Origin of the sequence: Bradyrhizobium sp. ORS 375 (genome assembly GCF_000239775.1) — a bacterium.
Lineage (GTDB): Bacteria > Pseudomonadota > Alphaproteobacteria > Rhizobiales > Xanthobacteraceae > Bradyrhizobium.
In genome coordinates, this window is the sequence record NZ_CAFI01000137.1 from 1 (window position 1) to 26,111 (window position 26,111).

The window sequence follows — 26,111 nt, forward strand, 5'->3', positions numbered from 1 at the left end:
GCTTTCGGGGAGACCCGCGTGAGCGGTCGGGGCGGCGGCAATCGGAGCGACAGCCGCCGCCGGCTGTGCAGTCGTCGTGACGCCACGGTTGAACTGCGCCTGCTCGATGCCGGTGGCGACGACGGAGACGCGGATCAGGCCGTCGAGCGATTCGTCGAAGGTGGCGCCGACGATGATGTTGGCGTCCTGGTCGACCTCCTCGCGGATACGGGTGGCGGCTTCGTCGACCTCGAACAAAGTGAGGTCCTTGCCGCCGGTGATCGAGATCAACAGGCCGCGGGCGCCCTTCATCGAGGAATCGTCGATCAGCGGGTTGGCAATCGCGGCTTCGGCCGCGGTCAGCGCGCGCTTCTCGCCCGACGCCTCGCCGGTGCCCATCATCGCCTTGCCCATCTCGCGCATGACGGCGCGGACGTCGGCGAAATCGAGATTGATCAGGCCTTCCTTGACCATCAGGTCGGTGATGCAGGCGACACCCGAATACAGCACCTGGTCGGCCATCGCGAAGGCGTCGGCGAAGGTCGTCTTCTCGTTGGCGACCCGGAACAGGTTCTGGTTCGGGATGATCAGCAAGGTGTCGACCACCTTGTGCAGTTCGGAGATGCCGGATTCCGCGGTGCGCATGCGGCGTGCGCCCTCGAAGTGGAACGGCTTGGTGACGACACCCACGGTGAGGATGTTCATCTCGCGCGCGGTCTTGGCGATGACCGGAGCAGCACCCGTCCCGGTGCCGCCGCCCATGCCGGCGGTCACGAACACCATGTTGGCGCCGGAGAGATGATCGCGGATCTCGTCGATCACCTCCTGCGCGGCGGCAGCGCCGACGTCCGGCTGCGAGCCGGCGCCGAGGCCCTGCGTCACCTGCGTGCCCATCTGGATGATGCGCTGCGCCTTGGACATGGTCAGCGCCTGCGCGTCGGTGTTGGCGACGACGAAGTCGACCCCCTGCAGGCCGGCCGTGATCATGTTGTTGACGGCGTTGCCGCCCGCGCCGCCGACGCCGAACACGGTGATCCGGGGCTTCAGCTCGTGGATATCAGGAGGGGTAATAGTGAGTGCCATGATTGCCTCTCGATCACGCGCGCGTGGGTTCGCCCCGGCCGCCGGCCGTGGGTGGTGTTGGTGAAAATCGGTTGGGGCGGAGATCGGTCATCAGAAGCCCTCGCGTAGCCATCGTCCGACCTTTCCGAAGTAGCCGTCGGTTCCTGTCCCGACCTGCCGCGTATGCCGCGGTTCGACATGTTCGAGGTGCGCGTATTGCGGATAGACCAGGAGCCCGGTGGGCACCGCGAAGGCGGCGTTCTTGGCCTCGTTGGGGAGACGGCCGAAGCCGAGCGGACGGCCGACGCGCACCGGGCGGTCGAGGATCCGGGTCGCAAGCTCGACCAGACCCGTCAGCTGGGAGGCGCCTCCGCTGAGGACGACGCGCGCCTTGGGTTCTGCCGCAAAGGGCGAATCCTTCAGCCGGTCGCGGACCATTTCAAAAATCTCCTCTGCGCGGTGCCTGACGATGTTCGCGATGGTGGCGCGGGACACGATCTGCGGAACATCCCGCTCGTTGTCACCGGCCGTCGGAACAGACATCAACTCACGCGCGTCGGACCCGCCAGTCAGCACCGTGCCATATAACGTCTTGATTCGCTCGGCATCTGCAATGCACGCTGATAGTCCGCGCGCAAGATCCATGGTCACGTGATGCCCGCCGAGCGCAAATCCGGAGGCATGGACAAAGCGGCCGCCGGAATAGGTCGCAATAGTCGTGGTGCCCGCGCCCATCTCGACCACAGCCGCGCCGAGATCGGCCTCGTCGTCGGTCAGCACAGAAAGACCCGCGACATACGGGCTCGCCGCCATCGCCTCGACATTGAGATGGCAGCGCTCGACCACGAGCATCAGGTTCTTGGCGACGGTGGCATCCGTCGTGACGACATTCATGTCGACGCCAAACTGCCGGGCCAGCATGCCGCGCGGATCGCGGATGCCCTTCACGCCATCGAGCGTGTAGCCAACCGGAAGGGCATGCAGCACCGCCCGCCCCTCGCCGGTCGCATGATGCATGCCGGTGGAGGTCACGCGGCTGACATCGGCCTGCGTCACGGCGCCGCCGCGGATGTCCGAGGTCGCCTCGATCAGATGGCCCATCACGCGGCCGCCGGCGACAGGCAGCAGCACGGACTCGACCCGCACCTTGGCCATGCGCTCGGCCAGCGCCACGGCCTGCCGAACCGCCTGCTCACATTCGACCGGATCGACCACGGCGCCAGCCTTGACGCCGCGCGACTGGATCTGGCTGTAGCCGATCAGCTCGACCGCATGGGTACGGCCGCGCAGCGCGTCGCTCGGCGGCGCCGGCTTCAGCCGCGCGATCATGCAGGCGATCTTGCTGGTGCCGACGTCGAGCGAGGCCACGAGCGCGGTGCGCTTCTGGCCCATCGGGCGCGTCTTCGGAGTCTGGCGGTCGAAGCCGGTCATGCGTCACCGGCTTTCTTTTTGGACTTCTTGTCCTTGAATAGCTCCTCGCGCGCCTTTGCCGCATCGTCAGACAACTGAACGGTCAGCCGGTCCGACAGCCGCATGTCGATGGCGACGATGTCGCGCGAGAACAGCTTGTCGTCCTGGTCGAGCTGGCTCAGCGTCGCCAGCGCGTTGCCGACGTCGTTCTCCGGCAGGCGGATGTCGAGGCCGTCCTTGGTGCGCAGGTTCCAGCGGCGCTCGCCGACGAACACGGCGGCCTTGGTCACGGCACGCACCTGCGGATAGCGGGCGAGCAGCGCCAGGAAATCACGTGCCCGGCTTTCGGCGCCCTTGCCGACCACGAGCGGCAGCGTGAGGAAGCGGCGCGACACATATTGTTCGAGCACGGCGCCGTCGTCGGCGATGACAGAGAGACGGCCGTCCTGCTGCCACAGCGCGAACGGCTTGCGCTCGACGATGTCGATCTGCAGCTGGTTCGGGAAGAACTTCTGCACCGTCGCTTCAGCGATCCAGGGATTGGCCTTGAGCTTGTCGCGAACGGCGGCGGCATCCAGGAACAGCAGCGACGAGCGGCCGGAGACGCCACCAACCGCCAGCACCTCGTCCTGGGTCAGTTGCTTGCGCCCGTTGATCGCGACGGCGGTGATGCGGAAGCCGGCCGCATTGGCCAGCGAATTGCGGGTATCGGACAGCGCCGCGTTGACGTCCTGGGCGTGGCCGCCTTTGACGATGCCGAGCCAGACGCTGCCGAACAGCAGCGCCACGGTCGCCACGGTGCCGAGACGGCGCGGCAGATAGCGTTCGACGAACTCGACCAGGCGCGGCGGCGCCTCGCGCTCGACCACCGGCGCCAATGCAGCCGGCATCGCGGCACGATCTCGGCGAATATCCTTCTTGCGCCCACGCGGCAGCTCGAGCCGCGGCAAATGGGCTGAGACATACTCGCGCAGCAGGATTGCCGCGCCAAGGGCAGCGGCTTTCAGGTTAGCTTGAGGCCTCTGCGATCGGGCGAGGCGTCCTGCACCATCCATTGCACGAGCTCATCAACTTGTTGCGCCCGCAATACTCGCGGACCCACGCCCACGGTCCCGGCGGCTGGTGACCATCGCGAGGACGAGGTCACAACCCGGCAGCCGAGCACCACTGAGGCGCCAGCGTTAACCTTCGGACGTCCTGGTAAACAAAAAGTAAAATAGGTCCGGAGAGACGATTTTTTTCTCCGATTTATGAGGACCTTGCCCGGGATTCTTAAGCATTTTACAGGTTACAGGAACCACCGGGGGACGCCGGGCCGGGTTCCTCCGGTGCGACTATCGCACAGTTCTTAACGGCGGACGCGGCGTTCCGCCAAGGCGATCTGCTGCTGCAGGAAGTCGGCAAAGGGGATGCCCTGAGCGGCCAGCGCCTTCGGATACAACGAGGCGGCGGTCAGTCCTGGCAGCGTGTTGGTCTCCAGATAGACCGGGCCGGAGGCCGAGACGATGAAGTCGGTGCGCGAGTAGCCGCCGCAGGACAGCGCCCGGTGCGCCTTGATCGCCTGGGTCTGCAGCGCCGCCGTGATCTCCGGACTGAACCGTCCCGGGCAGATCTCCTTCGTCGCCGCAGCGAGGTACTTCGCGAAATAGTTGAAGGCGCCGTCAGCCGGCAGGATCTCGATCGGCGGCAGCGCGATCAGCGATCCATCTGCCCGCTCGAGCACGCCGCAGGTCGCCTCGGTCCCGGTGACGAAGGGTTCGATCAGATACTCCTCGGTCGCAGCGGCTGCCTTGACGGCCACGAGATCCTGTTTGGCGTTGACGAAGATCAGCCCGAAGCTGGAGCCGTCCTTGACGGGCTTGGCGATCAGCTTGCCGTAGCGCGCAAGCGCGGCTTCGGCATGGTCGAGCGCCACGCCCTCTGCCGCGATGACGCCACCGAGCACCGCAAACCGTTTGGCAGCGACCTTGTCGAAGGCAAGGTGGGAGGACGCCGAACTTGAACCGGTGAACGGCACGCCCCGAATCTCACACATGAGTTGAAGCTCGCCGTTCTCGGCGCGTCCGCCGTGGAGTCCGAGAACCAGGAGTCGATCCTCCCTCTTGGCACGATCGAGCGCATCGGCGAGCGTCCCGACCGCCGGGCCGTCGGCTGTGAACGGCTCCTCGAACGGCTTGGCATGTGCGACCAGCGCGGGGCCGCTCGCCTGATGCACCGTGTCGTCGGCCTCCCAGAACCAGAGGTCGGCTTCGGGGAGCGCCGCATGCAGCGCCTTGGCGCTGGCCACCGAGACCAGACGTTCCTTGTTGGAGCCGCCGAACAGAATCGTTGTGCGCATCAATGGCTTCTCGGTTGATCTCAAAACGCGGTCGCGAGGATGTGGAAGTCACGTCAGAAGGCGGGCCGTTCAGCTCGCCTTGAGTCCAATCCGCTTGATTTCCCACTGCAGCTCGATGCCCGAAGTCGCCTTGACGCGCTCGCGCACGGTCTCGCCGAGCGTCTCGATGTCGTCGGCGGTGGCGTTGCCGGTATTGATCAGGAAGTTGCAGTGCATCTCCGAGACCTGCGCGCCGCCGACCTTGAGGCCGCGGCAGCCGGCGGCATCGACCAGCTTCCAGGCCGAATACCCCGGCGGATTCTTGAAGGTCGAGCCGCCGGTCTTCTCGCGGATCGGCTGCGCCGTCTCGCGATGCGCCTGCACCTCGGCCATGCGCGCGCGAATGGCCTCCGGCGAGGACGGCGTCCCGCGAAAGCGCGCCGCCGTGAAGATCAGCGAGGGATCCGTGCCGCTCGCGCGATAGGTGAACTTCATGTCGTCATTGGTGAAGCGGTGCGTCCCGCCGTGACGATCGATCGCGGTCGCTTCGACCAGAATGTCCTTGGTCTCACCGCCATTGGCTCCGGCATTCATGCGCAGCGCACCGCCGATCGTGCCCGGAATGCCGAACAGGAATTCCAGACCGGCGAGATCGGCTGACGCCGCGACCTCGGCGACGCGCTTGTCGAGGGCGGCGGTGCCCGCCGTGACGATGTCGCCGTCGGCCTTGACCTCGCCGAACGCGCGCGGCGCGAGCCGGATCACCACGCCCGGGACGCCGCCGTCGCGCACGATCATGTTGGAGCCGACGCCGATGACGTAGACTGGTAGATCGGCGGAGAGGTGCTTCAGAAAATAGGCGAGGTCGTCGGCGTCAGCCGGCGTGAACAGCACCTGCGCCGGACCGCCGACGCGAAACCAGGTGAGCGGGGCGAGGCTCTCATTGGCAAGCAGCCGCCCGCGCAGCTCCGGCATCGCGGCCTTCACGTCGGAGGTGATATCAGCGAAGCTCACCGCCCTACCCCAGCGCCTTCAGCTCGTTCGGCAGCGCGTAGGCCCATTGCGTGATATTGCCTGCGCCGAGGCACACGACGAGATCGCCCGGCTTGGCGAGATCCTTGACGATGCCGGCGAGATCGGCGGCCTTGGGCAGCGGCAGCACGTCGCGATGGCCGTGAGCGCGCAGACCGAGTACGAAGTGATCGCGGTCGACGCCTTCGATCGGCGCCTCACCGGCCGGATAAACGTCGGCGACGACAACCGCATCGGCGTCGTTGAAGCAGGTGCAGAACTCCTCGAACAACGACTGCAGGCGGGTGTAGCGATGCGGCTGCACCACGGCGACGACCTTCCCATTGGTGGATTCCCGCGCCGCCTTCAGCACGGCTGCGATCTCGACCGGATGGTGGCCGTAATCGTCGATGACGGTCACGCCGTTCCACTCGCCGGTGCGCGTGAATCGACGCTTGACGCCGCCGAAGCCGGCAATGGCCTTGCGGATGGCCTCGTCCGACAGGCCAAGCTCGCGCGCCACGGCAATCGCGGCGGTCGCGTTCGACGCGTTGTGGCGGCCCGGCATTGGCAGCACGATATCTGAGATCTCGTGCGTCGCGCCGCTCTTGCGGTCGCGGAACACGACCTTGAAGGACGAGCCGCCGCCCATCGGCGCGAGGTCGACAAGGCGGACGTCGGCCTGCGGGTTGACGCCGTAGGTGATGATGCGGCGGTCCTCGATCTTGCCGACCAGCGCCTGCACCACCGGATGATCGATGCACATCACGGCGAAGCCGTAGAACGGGACGTTCTCGACGAAGGCGCGGAAGGCGTCCTGCACGGCGTCGAACGTCTTGAAGTGATCGAGATGCTCGGGATCGACATTGGTGACGATCGCGACATCCGCCGGCAGCTTCAGGAAGGTGCCGTCGCTCTCGTCGGCCTCGACCACCATCCATTCGCCGCCGCCGAGCCGCGCATTGGTGCCATAGGCGTTGATGATGCCGCCATTGATGACGGTCGGATCGAGCCCGCCGGCATCGAGCAGCGCCGCGACCATCGAGGTCGTCGTCGTCTTGCCATGGGTGCCAGCGATCGCGACGCAGCTCTTCAAGCGCATCAGCTCGGCCAGCATCTCTGCCCGACGCACCACGGGGATGCGTTGGGCACGCGCGGCCATCAGTTCCGGATTGTCGCGCTTGATCGCGGTCGAGACGACGACGACGTCGGCGCCCGCGACGTTCTCCGCCTTGTGGCCGACGCTGACGGTGATGCCCTTCTCGCGCAGCCGCGCGACGTTGGCATTGTCCGAGGCGTCCGAGCCCTGCACCGTGTAGCCGAGATTGCACAGCACCTCGGCGATGCCGCTCATGCCGATACCGCCGATCCCGACGAAGTGGATGGGTCCGATCTCGCGCGGCAATCTCATGGGGCGTCTCGTCTCAAAGGGGGCTCCGCCGCGCCCGCCCGGAGGCAAGCAGCCGCGAATCACCGGCCCTTCTTGCAAGACATGGCCGACCGGGACAAGCCCGCTTCGACCGCAAAAATCGCCAAATCGAGGGTCAATCGCCTGACTTTGGCCGATTTTCCGGCTCCGCGCTCCCAAATCCTGGGTGCCCGCTGCGCTCGCCTCGGGATTTTTTACGATTGATTAAGTGCAACGCGAGGCTGGACGGGCGCAGTCCGATACCTGCAGTTTTTGCGCGTTCACTCCGCGCACCGCCGTGGCATGCGCTTTTCCAGCCGCGGCCACACGCGCCGCGTGCAATGCCCATGGAGTGACCCGACGATGTGCGCGCTGTGTGAAACCCAATCTCCCGCCCTGTCCCGCCGCCGGTTGCTCGGCAGCGGCGCCGGCTTGCTCGCCGCAGCCACACTGGGCGCCGGCACCGCCTGGGCCAAGGATGCCAATAAGGATGCGAAGGAGCCCGCGCCCAACGCCATCTCCGCCGACGAGGCGCTGAAGCGGATCATGGACGGCAATGCGCGCTATGCTGCGGGCAATCTGGACAACAAGGATTTCTCGGCCGGGCGCGCCGCGCGCGCCACCGCGCAATATCCGATCGCGGCGATCGTCAGCTGCGCGGATTCCCGCGTCGCTCCGGAGCTGGTGTTCGATCAGGCTCCCGGCGAGCTGTTCGTGGTCCGCGTCGCCGGCAATTTCGTCAATGACGACGGCTTGGCCAGTCTCGAATATGGCGTGAAGTTCCTTGGCATTCCGCTCGTGCTCGTTCTCGGCCATAGCGGCTGCGGCGCCGTCGACGCCACGATCAAAGTCCTGAAGGATAGCACCAAGCTCCCTGGCCATCTGCCGGAGCTGGTGAACGCGCTCAAGCCGGGGGTGGAGGCCGCAATCGCGAAGAAGCCGCAGGATCTGCTGGCGGAGGCGACGAAGGAGAACGTCCGCCACAACGTGCAGCGCCTGTCGAGAGCCCAGCCGATCGTGAGCAGCATGGTTGCCGACGGCAAGGTGAAGATCCTTGGCGGCGTCTATGACATCGAGTCCGGCCGCGTCGTCACGCTCTGACGCCGTCCAACAGCAGCGCGCGGTCAGCACGCTCGCCGGCCGCCGCCAGCCAGCAGATCTGATGGCAGAACCAGGCCTCGACCGACTCCACGAATTCAGGCGTCAGCGACAATCGCTGGCGCCGCTCGTCGAAGTGCAGCAGGCCGCGCTCTTCCATCGACGTGAGCAGGTTGCGGATATGCGAGCGTGATACACCGAGCGAGGTTGCAAGCTCGGCGGTCGACACGTCGACCGCGGCCCTGCCAGCGGCAGAGCGGGCGACGAGCGTCAGCGCCAGGTGAATGCCGCTGTCATGCTCGTCGGTCCAGGCGAGATCCGGGAAGCTGGTCAGCGGCCGGTTCGCGCGGCATAGCCATGTCGCGCATTGCCGGATCATTTCGGCGAAGAACGTGTCGTCGCTGTGCAGACGCCGGCTCAATCGCTCGCCCCGCGTCAGCTGTGCGTGGCAGTCGAGGTGGAGGGCGAGCCAGCCACGCAGCCCGTCGAGAATGACGGGCCCGGGAATCAAATAGCGAATGCGGGCATCATCGGGATCGCGTTCTACCTTCACCAGCGACAGCCCACGCAGCATTGCAACGAAGACGGCCGTCTGTCGCGAACCCGGCAGCCGTGCCTGCAACCGCGTCAAGGTCGGACGCTCGGTGGCGTCGCGGGCCGAGACATGCATCATGACGATATGCGCGGCGATCTCGGTCGGGGCGCGCTGCCCGAACAACTTGATCATCAGGCGCTGGCCGCGCAGCGGCGCGACCAGCTGGTCGCAGAAGCTGACGAAGACCGGAAGGAACGAAGGATGATGCCGCAGGCGCATCGGATCGTGCTGCGGCTGCGTCAATCCGGTCATGGCAAGCCGCGTGCTCCGCTCAAAGCGCGGCGGTCTTGATCACGAGGTCGGCCAGCCGCTCGGCGGCATCGAGCCGTCCGGCCGCGCGGGCGGCCTGGGCCATGGCGGCAAGGCGCGACGGCTCGGCGGCGAGCGCCGAGATCTCCGAGGCCAGCCGGTCGGACGTGAAGTCGGTCTGCACGATCCGGATCGCGGCGTTCGCCTCGGATAGCACACCGGCATTGGCAAACTGATCCTGGTCGATGGCGCCGGGCAGCGGCACCAGGATCGAGGGCCGACCGATGGCGGCAAGCTCGGCCACCGTGCCGGCGCCGGAGCGCGAAATCACCAGATGGTTGGCGGCAAGCCGCGCCGGCAGGTCGGTGAAGAACGGCTGGAGCTCGGCATTGATCTTGAGCCGATCATAGACCGCGCGCACCCGCGCCATGTCCTCCTGGCGCACCTGCTGGGTCAGCACCAGCCGGCTCCACAATGCAGGCTCGAGCCGCTCGATCGCGCCCGGCACGATGTCGCTCATGACCCGCGCGCCCTGGCTGCCGCCGACCACCAGCAGCCGCAGCGGGCCTGCCGGCTCCGGCGCGACATAGGGCACCGCCGCCGCTTCCAGAATGGCGGGGCGCATCGGCGTGCCGACGGTGGTGGTCTTGGCCGCGAGCGCTGGATCGCGGTCAAGCACCCCCGGCAGCGAGGTCGCGATCGCCTTGACATGCGCGGACAGGAAACGGTTGGCGCGGCCGAGCACGGCATTGGCATCGTGGATCAGGCTGGGCACGCCGGCGAGCCGCGCCGCCAGAAGCGGCGGCACGGTCGGATAGCCGCCGAAGCCGATCACGGCCGCCGGCTTCAGCCGCCGCATCAGGTTGAAGGCCGCGAGAGTGCCGGTGCCGAGCAGCAGCGCGGTGCGCGCCAGCGCCACAGGCGAGCGGCTGCGCACGGTCTCGCTCGGCACCACGTCGATCATGTCCTTGGTGAACAGGCCGCTGTAGCGCAGCGCGCGCGCATCGGTGACGAGGCGGACGCGATAGCCACGCTTGATCAGCTCGACGCCGAGCGCTTCGGCGGGAAACAGATGGCCACCGGTGCCGCCGGCGGCCAGCAGAATGAGAGGCGCAGAAGAGGTCATGCGCTGATGTTTACAGGCAATATGTCGTCATTGCGAGCGAGCGGCTTCAGGCGAAATTGCGCACCGCCCCGGCCGCATCGGTCACCTCGGCCTCGATCCGCGGCCGCTGCCGTGTCAGCGCCAGCATCATGCCGACGCCATAGGCCAACGACACGATCGAGGAGCCGCCGTAGGAAATGAACGGCAAGGTCATGCCCTTGGCGGGGATGAGCTGCAGATTGACGGAGATGTTGATGGCGGCCTGGATGCCGAACAGGATCGCAAGCCCCGACGCCGCAAAGCGGGAGAAGCCGTCCTCGCTGGCATAGGCGCGCGACAGCGTGCGGATGACGATGAAGCCGAACAGCGCGACCAGCGCCAGGCAGAGGATGATGCCGAACTCCTCCGCGGCCACCGCGAACACGAAGTCGGTGTGGCTGTCCGGAAGGCTGCGCTTGGCGATGCCCTCGCCCGGCCCGAGCCCGAACCAGCCGCCGTTGGAGAATGCCTCCATCGCGGTGTCGACCTGGAAGGTGTCACCGGACGCCGGGTTCATGAAGCGCTTGATGCGGCCGGCGACGTGCGGGACCAGCAGATAGGCGCCGAACAGGCCGGCCGCCGCGGCGCCGGCGAGGCCCGCGACCCAGATCATGCGCATGCCCGCGATGAAGAACAGCGAGCCCCACACCATCAGGATCAGCATGGTCTGGCCGAAATCCGGCTCCATCACCAGCAGCGAGACCAGCATCAACAGCAGCACCAGCGCCATCGTGGTCGCCGGCATGTCCGGGCGACGCGCCGATTCCGAGAACAGCCAGGCAGAGACCACGACGAAGGCCGGCTTGGCTGCTTCCGACGCCTGGATGTTGACCCCGACGATCGTGATCCAGCGCCGCGAGCCCTTCACCTCGGGTCCAATGGCCAGCGTCAGCACGATCAGCACGATGGCGATGGCGAACACCACCAGCGCGCTGCGCCGGATCTGCCGCGGCGACAGGAAAGAGACGCCGATCAGCACGACGAAGGACGGCAGCAGGAACAGAACGTGGCGGTTGAAGAAGTGGAACGGATCGAGCCCGATGCGGGTGGCGACCGGCGGGCTCGCCGCCAGCGACAGGATCACCCCGCACAGCATCAGCGCCAGGATGGAGCCGAGCAGCGGCTTGTCCACGGTCCACCACCAGTCGGACAGCGGATTGCGTTCTTCACGGGAGAGCATCGGGCCACCACCTGAGCCGAAGGAATCAGCCCATTGGCGCCCAGGATGGTTATCGAAGGGTTAAAGATCTCGCTGTCGTCCCGGACAAGCCGTAACGCGCGCAAGCGCGTTGGGGCGCCGATTGCCAGCGTGCCTCAAACTGCTCCCTGGGAGTATGGGTCCCGGCGTTCGCCGGGACAACAGCTGTGTACGCGACCTAAACCACCTGCTCCACCCCCGGCAGTGCCTGGACCAAATCGCGGAAACGGGTGCCGCGGATTTCGAAATTGCGGAACTGGTCGAACGAGGCGCAGGCTGGCGACAGCAGGACGACGGCCTCGCGCAACCCCGATGCCTCCGCGTCCGCCGCCGCCTGCTCCACCGCAGCCTCCAGCGTGCCGGACATCGCGTGCGGCACCTTGTCGCCGAGCGTGTCGGCGAACTCGTTGGCCGCCTCGCCGATGAGATAGGCTTTCCGGATACGCGGGAAGAAGCCGGTCAGGCTGGTGATGCCGCCCGCTTTCGGCTTGCCGCCGGCGATCCAGAAGATGTCGGCGAAGGACGACAGCGCGTGCGCGGTAGCGTCCGCGTTGGTACCCTTGGAGTCGTTGACGAACAGCACGTTGCCGCGGCGACCGACCTGCTCCATGCGGTGCGCGAGGCCGGGGAAGCTGCGCAGCCCCTGCTGCAGCACCTCTTCCTCCACCCCGATCGCGAGCGCGGCGGCCGCGGCACAGGCGGCGTTCTGCGCATTGTGCTGGCCACGCAGCGAGCCGATGCCGCCGAGCCGGGCGACCTCGCTGCGCGCGCCGACGGCGCTGCGCACGATGGTCTCGTGCTCGGTGTAGAGGCCGTCGGCCAGCGGGTTCTTCACGGAGATGCGCACGACGCGCTTGCCGGCCTGGTCGAGCCGGTCGGCGATCGCGCGGCAAAAGCCGTCATCCACGCCGACGATGGCCGTGCCCTGTTGCTTCACGCCGGCGACGAGGCGCTCCTTCACCGCGGCGTAGTTCTCGATCGTGCCGTGGCGATCGATATGGTCCTCGCTGACGTTGAGCAGGATGCCGACGGAAGGATCGAGCGACGGCGTCAGATCGATCTGGTAGGATGACATCTCGATGACATGGACGCGGCCCATGCGCGGCGGCTCCAGCGACAGGATCGCGGTGCCGATGTTGCCGCCCATCTGCGTATCGTAACCGGCGACGCGCATGAGATGCGCGATCAGCGCCGTTGTCGTCGACTTACCGTTGGTGCCGGTGATCGCGACGAATGGCGCATCCGGCGCATGCCGCCGGCGCTCGCGGCAGAACAGCTCGATGTCGCCGATCACCTCGACGCCCGCCTCGCGCGCCCTGAGCACGCTCCAATGCGGCACCGGATGGGTCAGCGGCACGCCGGGCGCCAGCACCAGCGCGGCGAAGTTCGCCCACGAGACGGTGCGCAGATCGGCGGTGATGAACCCGGCTTTTGCCGCGTCCGTCATGCGATCGGCGCCGTCGTCGGCGGCGATCACTTCGGCGCCGCCGGCTCGCAGCGCGTGGCACGAGGCGAGACCCGAGCCGCCGAGCCCGAACACGGCGACGGTCTTGCCGGCGAATGAGGTGACGGGAATCATGCGAAGAGCTCCGTCATTCCGGACACCGCGCAGCGGTGATCCGGAATCTCGAGATTCCGGGTTCGCGCTCCGCGCGCCCCGGAATGACGGTGGGATTGAAGAGAGATCATCAGCGCAGCTTCAGCGTCGACAGGCCGACCAGCGCCAGCATCACCGAGATGATCCAGAACCGGATCACGATCTGCGGCTCGGTCCAGCCGAGCTGCTCGAAGTGATGGTGGATCGGCGCCATCCTGAAGATGCGCTTGCCCGTCAGCTTGAACGAGGCGACCTGCACGATCACCGACACGGCTTCGAGCACGAACAGGCCGCCGATCACCGCGAGCACGATCTCGTGCTTCACCGCGACCGCGATCGAGCCGAGCATGCCGCCGAGCGCCAGCGAGCCGGTGTCGCCCATGAAGATCGACGCCGGCGGCGCGTTGAACCAGAGGAAGCCGAGGCCGGCGCCGAGCACCGCCCCGCAGAGCACCGCGAGCTCGCCGGTGCCGGCGACGTAGTGGATCTGCAGATAATCGGAGAACACGGCGTTGCCGGCGAGATAGGCGATCAGGCCGAAGCTGGCGGAGGCAATCATCACCGGGACGATGGCAAGACCATCGAGGCCGTCGGTGAGGTTGACCGCATTGCCGGCGCCGACGATCACGAAGGCTCCGAAGATGACGTACATCCAGCCGAACTTGAAGATGAGGTCCTTGAAGAACGGAATTGCCAGCCCGGTCGAGGATGCATCGCGTCCAAGGCGGACAAGCGCGTAGCAGGCGACCAGCGCGATCGCCGCCTCGATCAGCAGCCGCGCGCGACCGGCGAAGCCGGAATGCGATTGCTTGGTGACCTTCAGGTAGTCGTCATAGAAGCCGACGAAGCCGAAGCCGAGCGTCACCGCCAGCACGATCCAGACATAGGGATTGAGCGGATTGGCCCACAGCACCGTGGAGACGACGAGGCCGGACAGGATCATCAGGCCGCCCATCGTCGGCGTGCCCTTCTTGCTGATGATGTGCGATTGCGGACCGTCAGTGCGGATCGGCTGGCCCTTGCCCTGGCGCAACCGGAGGTGATCGATGATCCAGGGCCCGAACAGGAAGACGAACAGCGCGCCGGTCACGACCGCGCCGCCGGTCCGAAAGGTGATGTAACGGAACACGTTGAGCAGCCCGCGGAACATCGACAGGCTCGGAAACGTATTCGTCAGCTCGATCAACCAGTAGAACATCCAACCCGCCTATGCCGTCTCACCGGGACTGCGAACACGAACTCGTCCCCGCGAATCCGGCCCCGCCTCTTTTAACCATGATCGGAGCCCGGTGCGAATCGTAGCGGACGGTATGTTCCGTCCGCCGTGGCACCGACCACCAGTGGGAAATCGCCCTCTGCCGCGCCGCGATATTGCCCGATTTCACGCGCTGCCCTGCAGCGCCGCGGCGAGCTTCGACACGAACTTGTTGACCCAGAAGATCTTCTTGCTGCCCTTGATGACCACGACGTCGCCGGGGGCAAGCAGCGTTGCGACCTGCTTCGGGTCGAGCGTGACGGGGTCCTCGTGCCAGCCGAGCCGCTTGCCCTGCGGCAGGGCGTCGAACAGGTGGCGCATCAGCGGCCCGACGCAGAACACCCCGTCGATGCCGGCGAGATGGCCGACCATCTTGGCGTGATAGGCCGGCGCCTCGTCACCGAGCTCCAGCATGTCACCGACCACAGCGATCCGCCGCCCCTCTACCGGCCGCGCCTGCAGACTGTCGAGCGCCGCGGCCATGCTGGCCGGGTTGCCGTTGAAGCTGTCGTCGATCAGGACGATGCCACCGACGCTCTGCTCGACGCCGCGGCCGGTCATGATGCCGACGTCGCCGAGCTCCTGTGCCAGTTGCGCCGGATCGAGGCCGGCGGCGGCCACGGACGCCAGCGCCGCGAGCGCATTGTGCAGCCGATGCGGCGCGCCGGGCGTCAGCGCGAAGTCGACACGGCGGCCGGCGATGTCGGCCGCCACGTCCCAGCTCTCGCCACGCGCGGCGTGAGAGAGCGCGCGCACCTCCGCCCCCTCGCCGAAGCGGATCACCTTGCCACTCCATTCCGGCGCGGCGAGATCGGCCGGCAGCACCAGAATCCCGCCCGCCGGCAGGCCGCGCGCGATCGACACCTTCTCCTGCCGGATCGCTTCCAGGCTGCCGAGCTTCTCCAGATGCACGGGCTGCACGTTGACCACGAGCGCCACCGTCGGTCGCGACAGCTCGGTCAACCGCGCGATCTCGCCCTTCTGGTTCATGCCCATCTCGACCACCCAAACGGAAGCGGCTGGATCGGCATTGCAGAGCGTCAACGGCACGCCCCAGAAATTGTTGAAGCTCGATGGACTGGCGGAAGCCCCGGGATAGGCGGCGATGAACTCCTTGGTCGAGGTCTTGCCGGCGCTGCCGGTCAATCCGATCACCGGCCCCTGGAAGCGGGCGCGCGCGGCGCGCGCGAGCGCCCACAGGCCATCGATCAGCGTGTCCGGCACCACGAGCTGCGGCATCGTAACGCCCTCGATCCTGTGCGGCACGATCATCGCGACAGCGCCGGCCTGTTCGGCATTCGCCGCAAACTCCCAGCCGTCGCGGCTGGAGGCAAAGCTCGATATGAAGCCGCCACTCGGCGTGCCGCTCAGCGCGACGAACAGGCTGCCGGGCTTTACGGCGCGGCTGTCCTGCGTCACGAACTCGATCGGAGTTTCCGGATAGTCGCCAGTGAGGCCGAGCGCGCGCGCCGCCTCGGCCACCGTCCACAGCGCCTTCGTCATCATGCCCTCGCTGCCAATGCGTCCGCGACCGCTTCATGGTCGCTGAAATGCAGAACCGTGCCGCCGACGATCTGTCCGGTCTCATGTCCCTTGCCGGCGATCACGAGCGCATCACCCGGCTGAAGCTCGCTGATCGCAACCCGAATTGCCTCGGCGCGGTCGCCAATCTCCCGCGCGCCAGCTGCGGCGGCCAGTATCGCCGCGCGAATGGCGGCCGGATCCTCGCTGCGCGGATTGTCATCGGTGACGATGACACTGTCCGCCCCGGCGGCGGCGATCTCGCCCATCAACGGCCGCTTGCCGGTGTCACGGTCGCCACCGGCGCCGAACACGACCACGAGCTTTCTTTGAGCGTAGGGCCGCAAAGCGTGCAGCGCCTTCGCGAGCGCGTCCGGTTTGTGGGCGTAATCGATGAAGATGGGCGCGCCGTTGTGCTCACCGACCAGTTCCAGCCGACCCTTGGCGCCTTCGAGTTTTTCCAGCGCCTCGAAAACGGCCTGCGGATCGCTGCCGGTGCCGATGGCCAGACCGGCGGCGACCAGCGCATTCTCGATCTGAAACGCGCCGACCAGTGGCAACCGGATGAAATACATCCGGCCGCAATGCTGGACCTCGAGCTGCTGCGCGAAGCCGTCAACGGCAGCGGCCACGAGCCGGATGCCCGCTCCCGCACCATTGCCATGCGTCCCCACCGTCATCAGCCGAAGCCCGCGCGCCTCGGCTGCGGCGATCACCTCGGGCGAGCACTCATGATCGGCCGAGATCACGGCGGCCCCACCCGGCGGGACGAGATCGCGGAACAGCCGCAGCTTGGCATTGAGATAGTGGGCGAGGTCCGGATGGTAATCCATATGGTCGCGGGACAGGTTGGTGAACCCGCCGGCGGAGACCTTCACACCGTCGAGCCTGAACTGATCGAGCCCGTGCGACGACGCTTCGAAGGCGAGGTGTGTCACGCCGTCCTGCGTGATCTCGTCGATCTGCCGATGCAGCGCGATCGGGTCTGGCGTGGTCAGCGAGCCGTAGACGGTGCGCTTGTCCGACACCAGCCCGACCGTACCGATGCTCGCCGAGCTGTGGCCGAGGCTCTGCCAGATCTGGCGCGTGAAGGCTGCGACCGAGGTCTTGCCGCTGGTGCCGGTCACGGCGGCGATCGTCGCAGGCTGCCGCGGGAAGAAGCGCGACGCAGCAAGCGCCAGGGCACGCCGCGGGTTCGGCAGGGTGATATAGGGAACGGACAGCTCACCGACGGGAGCCGCATGGCCGGCCACCGCGGCCGCACCGGCCGCGACTGCCGCTGCGATGAAGCGGGCGCCGTCGGTCTTGGTTCCCGACAGCGCGAAGAACAGATCGCCTGGCCTGACGGCGCGGCTGTCCACGGCGAGGCCGGAGACTTCGACGGCGGCGATGCCAGGGTCGAGCGACGCCTGATCGCCAAGAAGGTCGTGAAGTTTCATCCTGGTCCCGTACCAGTCCTGGCTGCCGCCCGGGTGGCGGCAGCTCCAAAAACCGTGCGATTCGCGGACGGCTTACTGCGTCAGCCGCGATGCCGCAAGAATTTGGCGGTCGGACGGCGGCAGGTCGAAACGGGGCTCGATGCCGAGCAGCGGCCCGATCCGTGCGATCACGTTGCCCGCGGTCGGCACCGCGTTCCAGCCGGAGGTGATGAAGCCGTAGGTTTCCTTCAGCGGCTGCGGCTCGTCCAGCATGATCAGGAGCTGGTATTTCGGCTTGTCGGCCGGGATCACCGCGGTGAAGAGCGTCAGCACCTTCTTCTTGGCGTAGCGGCCGTTGATCACCTTCTCGGCGGTGCCGGTCTTGCCGCCGATGTAATAGCCCTTGACGTCGGCCTTGCGCGCGGTGCCGACCTCGGCGTTCAGGCGCATCAGATAGCGCATCTTCTCCGAAGTCTCCGGCTTGATCACGCGCTTGGCGAGCGCCATCGCCTCCGCCTCGGTGCGCTTCATGAAGGTCGGCGGGATCAGCAGGCCGCCATTGACCAGCGCGCTGACGCCCATCACGCCCTGCAACGGCGCCACCGCCATGCCGTGACCAAACGCGATCGTGACCGTGTTCAACTCGCTCCAGCGCTTCGGCAGGATCGGCGAAGCGCTCTCCGGCAGCTCGGTGCGCAACCGGTCGAACTGGCCCATCTTGCGCAGGAACGCCTTGTGGCCCTCGACGCCCTGCGTCAACGCAATCCTGGCGGCGCCGACATTGGACGAGAAGTAGAACACTTCCTTCATGTTGAGGAAGCGGCCCTTCGGCTCGTCGTCGTGAATGGCGAACTTGCCGTAATGCAGCGGCCCGCGCGCATCCCACAAGGAATTGAGATCATACTTGCCGGTGTCGAGCGCCATCGCCAGGGTGAAGGCCTTGAACGTCGATCCCATCTCGTACACGCCGGTGGTCAGGCGGTTGATCCGATCCGGATCGTGCGCCTCCTTCGGACTGTTCGGATCGAAGTCCGGCAGCGAGACCATCGCGATGATCTCGCCGGTTCTGACGTTGATGACGAGGCCGGACGCGGCCTTGGTCTTGAACTTCTCCTTGGCCTTGAGCAGCTCGTCGCGCAGCGCATGCTCGACGCGCAGATCGACCGAGAGCTCGACCGGCCGCTGCAGGCGATCGGTGGCGAAGCCGGCGCGATGCAGATCGGCGAGGCCCTGATTGTCGAGCCATTTCTCCATGCCGGCGATGCCCTGGTTGTCGATGTTCACCAGGCCGATCAGGTGGGCCACCTCGTTGCCCGTGGGATAGACACGCTTGTTCTCGCGCAGGAAGCCGACGCCCGGCAGGCCGAGGCGATGGATGTCCTGCTGCTGCTTCGGCGTCATCTCGCGCTTGAGCCAGACGAAGCCCTTGCGCGACATCATGCGCTCGCGCACTTCGTTCGTATCGAGATCGGGCAAGGTCGCGGTGAGCAGCTCGATGGCCTCGTCCTTGTCGATGAGGCGGCGCGGCTCGGCGAACAGGCTCGGCGTCTTGACGTCGGTCGCCAGCACGGCGCCGTTGCGGTCGACGATATCGGGCCGCGCGGTGGCAATGGCGTCCTGCTGCGCGGATCGCCGCGCACTTGGGCCGTCGGAGCCTGCCGCAAACATCACAAGGCGGCCGCCGATCACGGCGTAGACGGCGGCGAAGGCGATGATCGCCAGCCCGATGCGGGCGCGGGCCTTGGCGGTGCGATCGACATCACGCCCGTACAGCAGCGTGCGCACCAGGCGCTGGCGCCAGGGCTCCTGCGGCTTGAGCTGAGGCCGAAGCTGATCGGTCATTGCTGATCCTCCGGGCGACGCACCGATCCGGTCACGGGGGGCTCTTCATTGATCGCGTCGATCGCATCGATCATCGATCCGATCGGATCCGGATTGCCGGACCGCGCAAACCGCGGTGGCCGCTCCGGCAGATTCTTCAGGCTGTCGTACTGGGTGGCGTTGAGCGGCTTGAGCGGCAGATGCCGTTCGACCAGGCCCTGCAGCCGCAGCGGCGCATCGAGCTTGGCCCATTCCGAGCGCAGGATGGCGATAGCCTCGCGCTGCTCGCGGATCTCGGCGCGAAGCTGCAGCACGCGCTCGACGCGCGCGGTCGATTCCATCTTGATGCGGTAGACATAGGCGGCCGCGAAGATCAGCGAGCAGATCACGACGAGATGCAGGAGGCGCATCGGTCAGCCTCCCCGCAGGACATCGGCCAGGCGCGGCCAGGGTGATGACGACGACGGGACGTGCGCCGGTGCCGTCGTGCGCTCGGCACCCCGCAGCTTGGCGGACCGTGCGCGGGGATTGGCCACCGTCTCGGCTTCGTCCGCCACGACCGGCTTGCGATTGAGCAACTGAAAGCTCGGCGCCTCCTGTGCGATCTCGGGCAAATGGCGCGAGCCGCCTCCGGTCTTGCTGCGTTCGGCAAGGAACGTCTTGACGATGCGGTCCTCGAGCGAATGGAACGAGACGACGGCAAGACGACCGCCCGGCGCGAGGATGCGTTCCGCCGCCGACAAGGCCTGCTCCAACTCGTCGAGTTCCTCGTTGACGAGGATGCGCAGCGCCTGGAACGTCCGCGTCGCCGGATGAATGTCGCCCGGTTTCGATCTCACCACACGTGCCACGATATCGGCGAGCTGGCGCGTCGTCGTGATCGGCTGCTCCTTCCGTGCCGCCAAGATCGCGCGTGCAACGGCGCGGGAATGCCGCTCCTCGCCGAAGATATAGATGACGTCAGCGAGATCGCGCTCGGACGCCTGCGCGATGACATCGGCGGCCGTCGGCCCGGTACCGCCCATGCGCATGTCGAGCGGACCGTCGAACCGGAAAGAGAACCCGCGCGCCGCCGAATCGAGCTGCATCGACGACACGCCGACGTCCATCACGACGCCATCGACCTGGGCGAGCCCTTGCGCTGCGCAGATGTCGGCCAGCGCCGAGAAACGATTCTCGACCAATGTGAGCCGCCCGCTCGCCTCGCTGACGAGGACGGCGCCGCCGGAGATTGCCGTCGAGTCGCGGTCGATTGCGATCACCCGTGTTCCCGGCGTCGCCAGGATCAGTCGCGTGTAGCCGCCGGCGCCAAACGTCGCATCGACATAGGTTCCGCCGTCGCGTGGCGCCAGCATCGCGACCGCTTCGGGGCCGAGCACCGGAATATGGCGCTGGTCAGCCATGCTCACGCGGCCGCTCCACAGGGTGGCCGTCGATCCCGACTGATTTTGTTCGGCCGCGAGCCCATCCCGCCTTCGATCCCCGCACCCCGTCAACTCGCCAAGCCATCGTTCAGGACTGCCGACAACCCGCCCCGCCAATGCATGAGCCCCGACACGCGAGGATCGTGCCGGGGCAATCCCTGTTCCGACTGCGATCGCGCGCGACCGGGTGTTCCCGGAATCGCTCGAGATCGTGTTCTCCCGCGCAGGACCTTGCATGTGGCAACTTGCCGTCCCGAAAGCCGGCTCGGCTCTTCACCACTCAGTAACGGCGTTTAGCGTTAACAAACCGTTGATGGTCTGTGGCAGATGTTGGGCACTTGGACTGCGGGCTGAGCCGAGAACCGACAGCCGCTCACCGCTCAGCAGACCTCGCCGCCTCCGCGCTACATCCGCTCAATATGCGGGGGCCGCATGCGATTTCGATTGCGGCTGGGACATGCAAAGGAGTAGTGCCTCACCATATTCGATTTGAGCCATTGCCCTCGCCGCCTGCTTCGAGTCGTTCATGCCAAATTCCTCCGACAAGCCGGAATCGAAGCGCCCTCGCGCGCTGCCGATGCCCAAGGGCGTTTCCGACCTGCCCATGTTCACGCCGGACTCGTCGATCGCGTCCGACGTGATCCCGTCGGCCAATTTCGGCGAACGCAAGGGCGGCCGTCAGCCGGACATGATCATCTTGCACTATACCGGCATGCCGGACGTCGAGGGCGCGATCACCAAGCTGTGCACCGCCGGAAGCGAGGTGTCGGCCCATTACGTCGTGCTGGAGGACGGCCGCATCGTCCAGTGCGTTCCCGAGGCGCTGCGTGCCTGGCATGCCGGGCTGTCCTCCTGGGGCGGCGAGGAGGACATCAACTCCTGCTCGATCGGCGTGGAAATCGTCAATCGCGGCCACGACTGGGGCTATCCCGATTTTCCCCCGCGGCAGATCGCAGCCGTCATCGCGCTGTGTCGCGGCATCATGCTCCGCCGCAACGTGCCGGCGCACCGCGTGCTCGGCCATTCCGACGTCGCGCCCTCGCGCAAGAAGGATCCGGGCGAGAAGTTTCCCTGGCACTCCCTGGCGAATTCCGGCGTCGGCCACTGGGTTCAGCCGGCGGCGATCACCAAGGGCGAGACCTTGAAGCTCGGCAGCATCGGCGATGATGTGAAAGGCCTGCAGAAGGCGCTCGCCAAATATGGCTATGGCGTGCCGATCACCGGCAAGTTCGACGGCCTCACCATGGAGGTCGTCACCGCGTTTCAACGGCACTTTCGCCCTGAGAAGGTCGACGGCATCGCCGACCGCTCCACCTTGTGGACGCTGCACGCCTTGCTGACGAGCCTGCCGGCGGACGAGACGGCGCCGCGGGCGTGAGCCGTCACGAGCCGAGATCCAGCTCGGCGAGCCGGCGCGCATAGAGGCGCTTCAACGGGACGAGCTGCGTCGCCTCGCTTGCTGCGCGATAGGCCGCGCGGGCCTCGTCGCGCCGATCAAGCCGCCGCAGCAGATCCGCGCGGACCGCCGGCAGCAGATCGTATTGATTCAAGCCGCCGCGGGCGGCCAGCGAATCGACCAGCGCGAGCGCCCGCGCCGGGCCATCGACCATCGACACCGCAGCCGCATGATTGAGCTCGATGACGGGCGACGGCGCAATCCGCAGCAGCACTTCGTAGAGACCGACGATCTGTCGCCAGTCCGTCTCCTGATAGCTCGGCGCCTGGGCATGGAGCGCGGCGATGGCCGCCTGAACCGTATAAGGCTGTGGCCGTCCCTTCACGCGGAGCGCCTGTTCGACCAGCGCCAGACCTTCTGCGATCTGCTCACGATTCCATGTGGAGCGGTCCTGCTCTTCCAGCAGCACGATATCGCCCGACGCATCGGTGCGTCCGGCACGGCGCGCGTCGTGCAGCAGCATCAGGGCAAGCAGGCCCTTGATGTCCGGCGCCTCCGGGATCAGCCCGAGCAGCAGGCGGCCGAGCCGGATCGCTTCCCGCGCGAGATCATGGCGGATCAGCTCGGGGCCTGAGGTGGCGAGATAGCCTTCGGTGAACACCAGATAGATCACGGTGAGCACGCCGCGGAGCCGCTCATCGAGGGAATCGCGTCCAGGGACCTCATAGGGAATGCCGGCGAGGCGGATCTTCTGCTTGGCGCGCACCAGGCGCTGAGCCATGGCCTCCTCACCAGTCAGGAAGGCGCGGGCAACTTCCGCGGTGGTCAGCCCGCACACCGTCCGGAGCGTGAGCGCCACCTGGACCTCCGGCGCGAAAGCTGGATGGCAGCAGGTGAAGATCAGCCGCAACATGTCATCGTCGAAGCCGACCGGATCGTCCGCCTCGTCGCCGACAGCGTCACGCTCGATCGCATGGACGATCTCCGCTTCCTTGTCGCGGAAGTTGCGCCGCCGCCGGATGCGATCGATCACCTTGTTGCGGGCGACATTGACCAGCCAGGCTCTGGGGTTGGCGGGGGCCCCTCGCCCCCGCCAGTCGAGCAGCGCAGCCGCGAATGCGTCCTGCAATGCGTCCTCGGCCAGATCGAAGTCACCAACGAGTCGGATCAAGGTCGCGAGCGCACGGCCGGCCTCGTCGCGGAACACTTTCTCGATCGCATCGGGCGTCATCGATGACATCCGCAGGCCGCGGCCATCAATGATTGTACTGCCAGATCGGCCGCACCTCGATCGAGCCGACACGCGCGCTCGGAATGCGGGCGGCGATGCCGATCGCCTCGTCGAGATTCTTGGCCTCGATCAGATAATAGCCGCCGAGCTGCTCGCGCGTTTCGGCAAACGGGCCGTCGGTCGTCAGGATCTTGCCGTCGCGCACCCGCACCGTGGTCGCCGTCGTCGTCGGCTGCAGCCGGTCGCCGCCCTTGTAGTTGCCGCTCGAGATGATCGACTGCGTGAAGGCCTGATATTCGGGGCTCATGGTCTGGCCTGGCTCCGCCTCCATCTTCGCGTAGTCGACCTCGTTCTGGTAGATCATCAGCAGGTACTGCATCGGCTTGCTCCTTGGTTTCGGCTGGATCGCCGTCTCCAGTCGAACGGCGTGGACGCGAAACGACACGTGAGAATAATAATTTTTGCCGGGACGGCGACGGCTTGACGTTGAAGCCTGCAGGCCCCATTCAACCGCCATCAGTCGGCCGGACGGCCGCTCCGGCAGGTGCCGAAAGGCCGCCGGGGAGGAAAGTCCGGGCTCCATCGACATGCGGTGCCGGATAACGTCCGGCGGGGGCGACCCCAGGGACAGTGCCACAGAGAACGAACCGCTTCCTCCCGCAAGGGAGGCAGTAAGGGTGAAAAGGTGCGGTAAGAGCGCACCGCGGGGCCGGCAACGGAACCGGCATGGTAAACCCCACCGGGAGCAAAACCGAATAGGGACGGCCACGCGGAGACAATCGTTTCGACGATGACGTCCGCGGGAGCGATGTCAGGCTCGCCGTCCGGGTAGGTTGCCCGAGGTCACGCGCAAGCGCGATCCCAGAGGAATGGCCGTCACGTATCGTCATGCGCAAGTGTGGCGGTGCCCTACAGAACCCGGCTTACAGGCCGGCTGATATGTTCATGAGGGGCTCGACGCTCAAGCGTCGGGCCCCTCACCATTTTAGCCTGCCGCGGAGAGCTGGCCGAACTCGGTGGCCTGGCGCTCGAACAGGCTGCGGTACAGCCCACCCGGCTTGCCGACCAGTGCGGCATGGCTGCCCTGCTCGACGATGCGGCCGCGGTCGAACACCAGGATGCGGTCGAGGCTGCGCACGGTCGCCAGCCGATGCGCGATCACAATCGCGGTGCGGCCCTTCATCAGCCGCTCCATCGCCTCCTGGATCAGCGCCTCCGATTCCGAATCGAGGCTCGAGGTCGCCTCGTCCAGGATCAGCACCCGCGCATCCGCCAGGAATGCCCGCGCCAGCGCCACCCGCTGCCGCTCTCCGCCCGACAGCTTGACGCCGCGCTCGCCGACCAGGGTGCCGTAGCCCTTGGGCAGGCGCATGATGAACTCATGCGCATTCGCCAGCCGCGTTGCGTGCTCGATCTCGGCCTGGCTGGCGCCGGGCCGGCCATAGGCGATGTTCTCGGCCAGCGAGCGGTGGAACAGGATCGGCTCCTGCTGCACGATCGCGATCTGGCTGCGCAGCGAATCCTGCTTCGCATGGGCGATGTCCTGCCCGTCGATCAGGATTTTTCCGCCGCTGACATCGTACAGCCGCTGCACCAGCTTGACGAAGGTCGTCTTGCCGGAGCCGGAGCGCCCGACCAGGCCGATCCGCTCGCCCGGCCGGATGTCGACCGACAGCCGGTCGTACAGCGGCGTGCGATGGCCGCCATAGTGGAACGTCACCGCATCGAACACGATGTGCCCGCCGGTTACTGCGATCGGCTTGGCATTGGCGGCATCGACGATGCCGATCGGCTCGCTGTGGATCGCCACCAGTTCGTCCATGTCGTTGACCGCCCGCTGCAGGTTGTTGATGTGCATGCCGACGTCACGCAGATAGGCATGGATGACGTAGTAGCTCGTCAGCACGTACGTCACGTCGCCCGGCGAGGCCCGGCCCGCCATCCACAGCAGGACGGCGCCGCCGATCACCGACGAGCGCAGGCACAGCAGCACGCCGAGCTGGACGGCGGCGGTCGTGTTGTAGCGCAGCCAGGTGCGGCGGATGCGCCGCCGCCAGCGGTTGACGACGCGCATCAGCCGGCCGTCCTCGCGGGCCTCCGCCCCGAACGACTTCACCACGGCGTTGCAGCTCAGCGCGTCGGCCAGGGTGCCCCCGACCTTGGTGTCCCAGGCATTGGAGATCCGCGCAGCCGGCGCGATGTAGCGGGTCGAGAACACGACGGTCATCGCCACGTACAGCACCGCGCCGATGGCGATGACGCCGCCCAGCGCACCCCAGTGCAGGCCGAGCAGCACCATCGAGCCGAGCAGAACGGACAGCGACGGCAGCAGGGCCAGCAGGATAGTGTCGTTGTACAGGTCGAGCGCCCACATGCCCCTTGTGATCTTGCGCACCGTGGAGCCAGCGAAACTGTTGGCGTGCCAGTCGGTGGAGAAGCGCTGCACGCGCACGAAGGCATCGCGCGCGACGTCGGACATGATGCGCAGCGTGAACGGCACGATCAGCTGCAGGCCGGACAATCGCAGCACGATCGAGGCGAAGCCGAGCGCGACGATGCCCGCGAACGACACCAGCGCGCTGTGCCGCGCCTCGGCATTCGCCGGACCCAGGGTCAGGGCATCGACCAGCTGGCCGGAGAATACCGGCATGAACAGATCGGCGGCGGTGGCGCCAAGTAGGCACACGGCAATGCCGAGCGTCATGCGCGGCTGCTTCAGCCAATGGCTGAACACGAACGGCATCACGACGCGAATGGCGGCGGGACGTTTGTCGGCCTTCAGGCCGGAGACGTTGAGGCTCATGGCGTCATCCGGCCGCGCTCGTCGCGCAGGGCCGGCTCCAAATGAAGCAGACGCGACACGGCGCGCGGTCTGCGAATGAAGTATCAGGCGTGGGAAAGTGAAACGGTGGCGCTCAATGCGAGCGGCGGAACACCAGGACCGGCATCGACCGCGCGGGCGTCGAGAGAACAGCGG

The 26,111-nt window shown here is 66.9% G+C and carries 22 protein-coding genes and 1 other RNA gene; 4 read left to right on the top strand and 19 right to left on the bottom strand.

The window, feature by feature from the left end; translation table 11 throughout:
- The 6 genes from ftsZ to murC form a co-directional block, all read right to left on the bottom strand.
- The coding region (ftsZ, locus tag BRAO375_RS11770) for a cell division protein FtsZ (protein ID WP_035640056.1) at positions 1-1,062 on the bottom strand (1,062 nt) is incomplete at its 3' end.
- A 90-nt stretch (positions 1,063-1,152) separates the two neighbouring features.
- Positions 1,153-2,472, bottom strand: coding sequence for a cell division protein FtsA (gene ftsA, locus BRAO375_RS11775; RefSeq protein WP_009027692.1), 1,320 nt, complete (start codon positions 2,470-2,472; stop codon positions 1,153-1,155).
- Positions 2,469-3,506, bottom strand: a complete 1,038-nt coding sequence (locus BRAO375_RS11780; RefSeq protein ID WP_009027693.1) for a cell division protein FtsQ/DivIB — start codon at positions 3,504-3,506, stop codon at positions 2,469-2,471. Before BRAO375_RS11780 ends, ftsA begins: the two co-directional genes overlap by 4 nt.
- Before the next feature lie 293 nt (positions 3,507-3,799).
- Positions 3,800-4,789 (bottom strand): D-alanine--D-alanine ligase family protein, encoded by a 990-nt coding sequence (locus BRAO375_RS11785; RefSeq protein ID WP_009027694.1) that lies wholly within the window; start codon positions 4,787-4,789, stop codon positions 3,800-3,802.
- 69 nt (positions 4,790-4,858) lie between these two features.
- Positions 4,859-5,782 carry a UDP-N-acetylmuramate dehydrogenase gene (gene murB, locus BRAO375_RS11790; RefSeq protein ID WP_009027695.1) on the bottom strand — a complete coding sequence of 308 codons (924 nt, stop codon included), beginning with the start codon at positions 5,780-5,782 and terminating at the stop codon, positions 4,859-4,861.
- A gap of 4 nt (positions 5,783-5,786) precedes the next feature.
- Positions 5,787-7,190: a UDP-N-acetylmuramate--L-alanine ligase gene (gene murC, locus BRAO375_RS11795; protein ID WP_009027696.1), complete on the bottom strand. Its 1,404-nt coding sequence runs from the start codon at positions 7,188-7,190 to the stop codon at positions 5,787-5,789.
- 360 nt (positions 7,191-7,550) lie between these two features.
- On the opposite strand from murC, the gene BRAO375_RS11800 reads away from it, so the two are divergent.
- Positions 7,551-8,288: a carbonic anhydrase gene (locus tag BRAO375_RS11800; RefSeq protein WP_009027697.1), complete on the top strand. Its 738-nt coding sequence runs from the start codon at positions 7,551-7,553 to the stop codon at positions 8,286-8,288.
- On the opposite strand, the gene BRAO375_RS11805 is transcribed toward BRAO375_RS11800, so the two are convergent.
- Complete coding sequence (locus BRAO375_RS11805) at positions 8,278-8,916, bottom strand: helix-turn-helix domain-containing protein (protein ID WP_244423168.1); 639 nt, start codon at positions 8,914-8,916, stop codon at positions 8,278-8,280. The two genes, BRAO375_RS11800 and BRAO375_RS11805, sit on opposite strands and share 11 nt — an antisense overlap.
- 33 nt (positions 8,917-8,949) lie before the next feature.
- On the opposite strand from BRAO375_RS11805, the gene BRAO375_RS38550 reads away from it, so the two are divergent.
- Positions 8,950-9,171 (top strand): hypothetical protein, encoded by a 222-nt coding sequence (locus BRAO375_RS38550; RefSeq protein WP_244423169.1) that lies wholly within the window; start codon positions 8,950-8,952, stop codon positions 9,169-9,171.
- On the opposite strand, the gene murG is transcribed toward BRAO375_RS38550, so the two are convergent.
- The 9 genes from murG to rsmH all read right to left on the bottom strand — a co-directional run bounded on the left by murG (position 9,152) and on the right by rsmH (position 20,486).
- Entirely contained in the window at positions 9,152-10,255 is a 1,104-nt protein-coding gene (gene murG / locus BRAO375_RS11810) for an undecaprenyldiphospho-muramoylpentapeptide beta-N-acetylglucosaminyltransferase (protein WP_009027699.1), read from the bottom strand. The two genes, BRAO375_RS38550 and murG, sit on opposite strands and share 20 nt — an antisense overlap.
- Before the next feature lie 46 nt (positions 10,256-10,301).
- Positions 10,302-11,453, bottom strand: a complete 1,152-nt coding sequence (gene ftsW / locus BRAO375_RS11815; protein WP_009027700.1) for a putative lipid II flippase FtsW — start codon at positions 11,451-11,453, stop codon at positions 10,302-10,304.
- Between the two features lie 196 nt (positions 11,454-11,649).
- Positions 11,650-13,050, bottom strand: coding sequence for a UDP-N-acetylmuramoyl-L-alanine--D-glutamate ligase (murD, locus tag BRAO375_RS11820; RefSeq protein ID WP_009027701.1), 1,401 nt, complete (start codon positions 13,048-13,050; stop codon positions 11,650-11,652).
- Positions 13,051-13,159: 109 nt separating this feature from the next.
- Complete coding sequence (gene mraY, locus BRAO375_RS11825) at positions 13,160-14,266, bottom strand: phospho-N-acetylmuramoyl-pentapeptide-transferase (protein ID WP_009027702.1); 1,107 nt, start codon at positions 14,264-14,266, stop codon at positions 13,160-13,162.
- Positions 14,267-14,449: 183 nt separating this feature from the next.
- Complete coding sequence (locus BRAO375_RS11830; protein ID WP_009027703.1) at positions 14,450-15,826, bottom strand: UDP-N-acetylmuramoyl-tripeptide--D-alanyl-D-alanine ligase; 1,377 nt, start codon at positions 15,824-15,826, stop codon at positions 14,450-14,452.
- Positions 15,826-17,283, bottom strand: a complete 1,458-nt coding sequence (locus BRAO375_RS11835; protein ID WP_009027704.1) for a UDP-N-acetylmuramoyl-L-alanyl-D-glutamate--2,6-diaminopimelate ligase — start codon at positions 17,281-17,283, stop codon at positions 15,826-15,828. The genes BRAO375_RS11830 and BRAO375_RS11835 overlap by 1 nt, the downstream gene beginning before the upstream one ends.
- A 72-nt stretch (positions 17,284-17,355) precedes the next feature.
- On the bottom strand, positions 17,356-19,104 hold the full coding sequence (locus BRAO375_RS11840; RefSeq protein ID WP_009027705.1) for a peptidoglycan D,D-transpeptidase FtsI family protein: 1,749 nt from the start codon (positions 19,102-19,104) through the stop codon (positions 17,356-17,358).
- The gene (ftsL, locus tag BRAO375_RS11845; protein WP_009027706.1) at positions 19,101-19,493 is read right to left on the bottom strand and encodes a cell division protein FtsL; all 393 of its coding nucleotides are present in this window, start codon (positions 19,491-19,493) and stop codon (positions 19,101-19,103) included. The genes BRAO375_RS11840 and ftsL overlap by 4 nt, the downstream gene beginning before the upstream one ends.
- A 3-nt stretch (positions 19,494-19,496) precedes the next feature.
- Entirely contained in the window at positions 19,497-20,486 is a 990-nt protein-coding gene (gene rsmH, locus BRAO375_RS11850) for a 16S rRNA (cytosine(1402)-N(4))-methyltransferase RsmH (RefSeq protein WP_502688877.1), read from the bottom strand.
- 547 nt (positions 20,487-21,033) lie between these two features.
- Here rsmH and BRAO375_RS11855 point away from each other — a divergent pair.
- Positions 21,034-21,885 carry a peptidoglycan recognition protein family protein gene (locus BRAO375_RS11855; RefSeq protein WP_009027708.1) on the top strand — a complete coding sequence of 284 codons (852 nt, stop codon included), beginning with the start codon at positions 21,034-21,036 and terminating at the stop codon, positions 21,883-21,885.
- Between the two features lie 4 nt (positions 21,886-21,889).
- Here BRAO375_RS11855 and BRAO375_RS11860 read toward each other — a convergent pair whose 3' ends face one another.
- Positions 21,890-23,134: an RNA polymerase sigma factor gene (locus BRAO375_RS11860; RefSeq protein WP_035640062.1), complete on the bottom strand. Its 1,245-nt coding sequence runs from the start codon at positions 23,132-23,134 to the stop codon at positions 21,890-21,892.
- Positions 23,135-23,159: 25 nt separating this feature from the next.
- The gene (locus BRAO375_RS11865) at positions 23,160-23,513 is read right to left on the bottom strand and encodes a YciI family protein (protein WP_009027710.1); all 354 of its coding nucleotides are present in this window, start codon (positions 23,511-23,513) and stop codon (positions 23,160-23,162) included.
- 137 nt (positions 23,514-23,650) lie between these two features.
- Between BRAO375_RS11865 and rnpB the strand changes: the two genes are divergently transcribed.
- An RNA gene (gene rnpB, locus BRAO375_RS35675) (RNase P RNA component class A) lies at positions 23,651-24,076 on the top strand.
- A gap of 43 nt (positions 24,077-24,119) precedes the next feature.
- Here the strand turns inward: rnpB and BRAO375_RS11870 are convergent.
- The gene (locus BRAO375_RS11870) at positions 24,120-25,937 is read right to left on the bottom strand and encodes an ABC transporter ATP-binding protein (protein WP_009027711.1); all 1,818 of its coding nucleotides are present in this window, start codon (positions 25,935-25,937) and stop codon (positions 24,120-24,122) included.
- Positions 25,938-26,111 lie beyond the last annotated feature (174 nt).

What these genes read in the sequence shown, in the direction of transcription:
- ftsA (WP_009027692.1), bottom strand. Translation starts at nt 2,472, where the DNA reads ATGACCGGCTTCGACCGCCAGACTCCGAAGACGCGCCCGATGGGCCAG.
- BRAO375_RS11855 (WP_009027708.1), top strand. Translation starts at nt 21,034, where the DNA reads ATGCCAAATTCCTCCGACAAGCCGGAATCGAAGCGCCCTCGCGCGCTG.
- mraY (WP_009027702.1), bottom strand. Translation starts at nt 14,266, where the DNA reads ATGTTCTACTGGTTGATCGAGCTGACGAATACGTTTCCGAGCCTGTCG.
- BRAO375_RS11785 (WP_009027694.1), bottom strand. Translation starts at nt 4,789, where the DNA reads ATGCGCACAACGATTCTGTTCGGCGGCTCCAACAAGGAACGTCTGGTC.
- BRAO375_RS11860 (WP_035640062.1), bottom strand. Translation starts at nt 23,134, where the DNA reads ATGACGCCCGATGCGATCGAGAAAGTGTTCCGCGACGAGGCCGGCCGT.
- murC (WP_009027696.1), bottom strand. Translation starts at nt 7,190, where the DNA reads ATGAGATTGCCGCGCGAGATCGGACCCATCCACTTCGTCGGGATCGGC.
- BRAO375_RS11870 (WP_009027711.1), bottom strand. Translation starts at nt 25,937, where the DNA reads ATGAGCCTCAACGTCTCCGGCCTGAAGGCCGACAAACGTCCCGCCGCC.
- BRAO375_RS11830 (WP_009027703.1), bottom strand. Translation starts at nt 15,826, where the DNA reads ATGACGAAGGCGCTGTGGACGGTGGCCGAGGCGGCGCGCGCGCTCGGC.
- ftsL (WP_009027706.1), bottom strand. Translation starts at nt 19,493, where the DNA reads ATGCGCCTCCTGCATCTCGTCGTGATCTGCTCGCTGATCTTCGCGGCC.
- BRAO375_RS11865 (WP_009027710.1), bottom strand. Translation starts at nt 23,513, where the DNA reads ATGCAGTACCTGCTGATGATCTACCAGAACGAGGTCGACTACGCGAAG.
- murG (WP_009027699.1), bottom strand. Translation starts at nt 10,255, where the DNA reads ATGACCTCTTCTGCGCCTCTCATTCTGCTGGCCGCCGGCGGCACCGGT.
- BRAO375_RS11780 (WP_009027693.1), bottom strand. Translation starts at nt 3,506, where the DNA reads ATGGATGGTGCAGGACGCCTCGCCCGATCGCAGAGGCCTCAAGCTAAC.
- BRAO375_RS11835 (WP_009027704.1), bottom strand. Translation starts at nt 17,283, where the DNA reads ATGAAACTTCACGACCTTCTTGGCGATCAGGCGTCGCTCGACCCTGGC.
- murD (WP_009027701.1), bottom strand. Translation starts at nt 13,050, where the DNA reads ATGATTCCCGTCACCTCATTCGCCGGCAAGACCGTCGCCGTGTTCGGG.
- ftsW (WP_009027700.1), bottom strand. Translation starts at nt 11,453, where the DNA reads ATGCTCTCCCGTGAAGAACGCAATCCGCTGTCCGACTGGTGGTGGACC.
- BRAO375_RS11840 (WP_009027705.1), bottom strand. Translation starts at nt 19,104, where the DNA reads ATGACCGATCAGCTTCGGCCTCAGCTCAAGCCGCAGGAGCCCTGGCGC.
- BRAO375_RS38550 (WP_244423169.1), top strand. Translation starts at nt 8,950, where the DNA reads ATGCATCATGACGATATGCGCGGCGATCTCGGTCGGGGCGCGCTGCCC.
- BRAO375_RS11800 (WP_009027697.1), top strand. Translation starts at nt 7,551, where the DNA reads ATGTGCGCGCTGTGTGAAACCCAATCTCCCGCCCTGTCCCGCCGCCGG.
- rsmH (WP_502688877.1), bottom strand. Translation starts at nt 20,486, where the DNA reads ATGGCTGACCAGCGCCATATTCCGGTGCTCGGCCCCGAAGCGGTCGCG.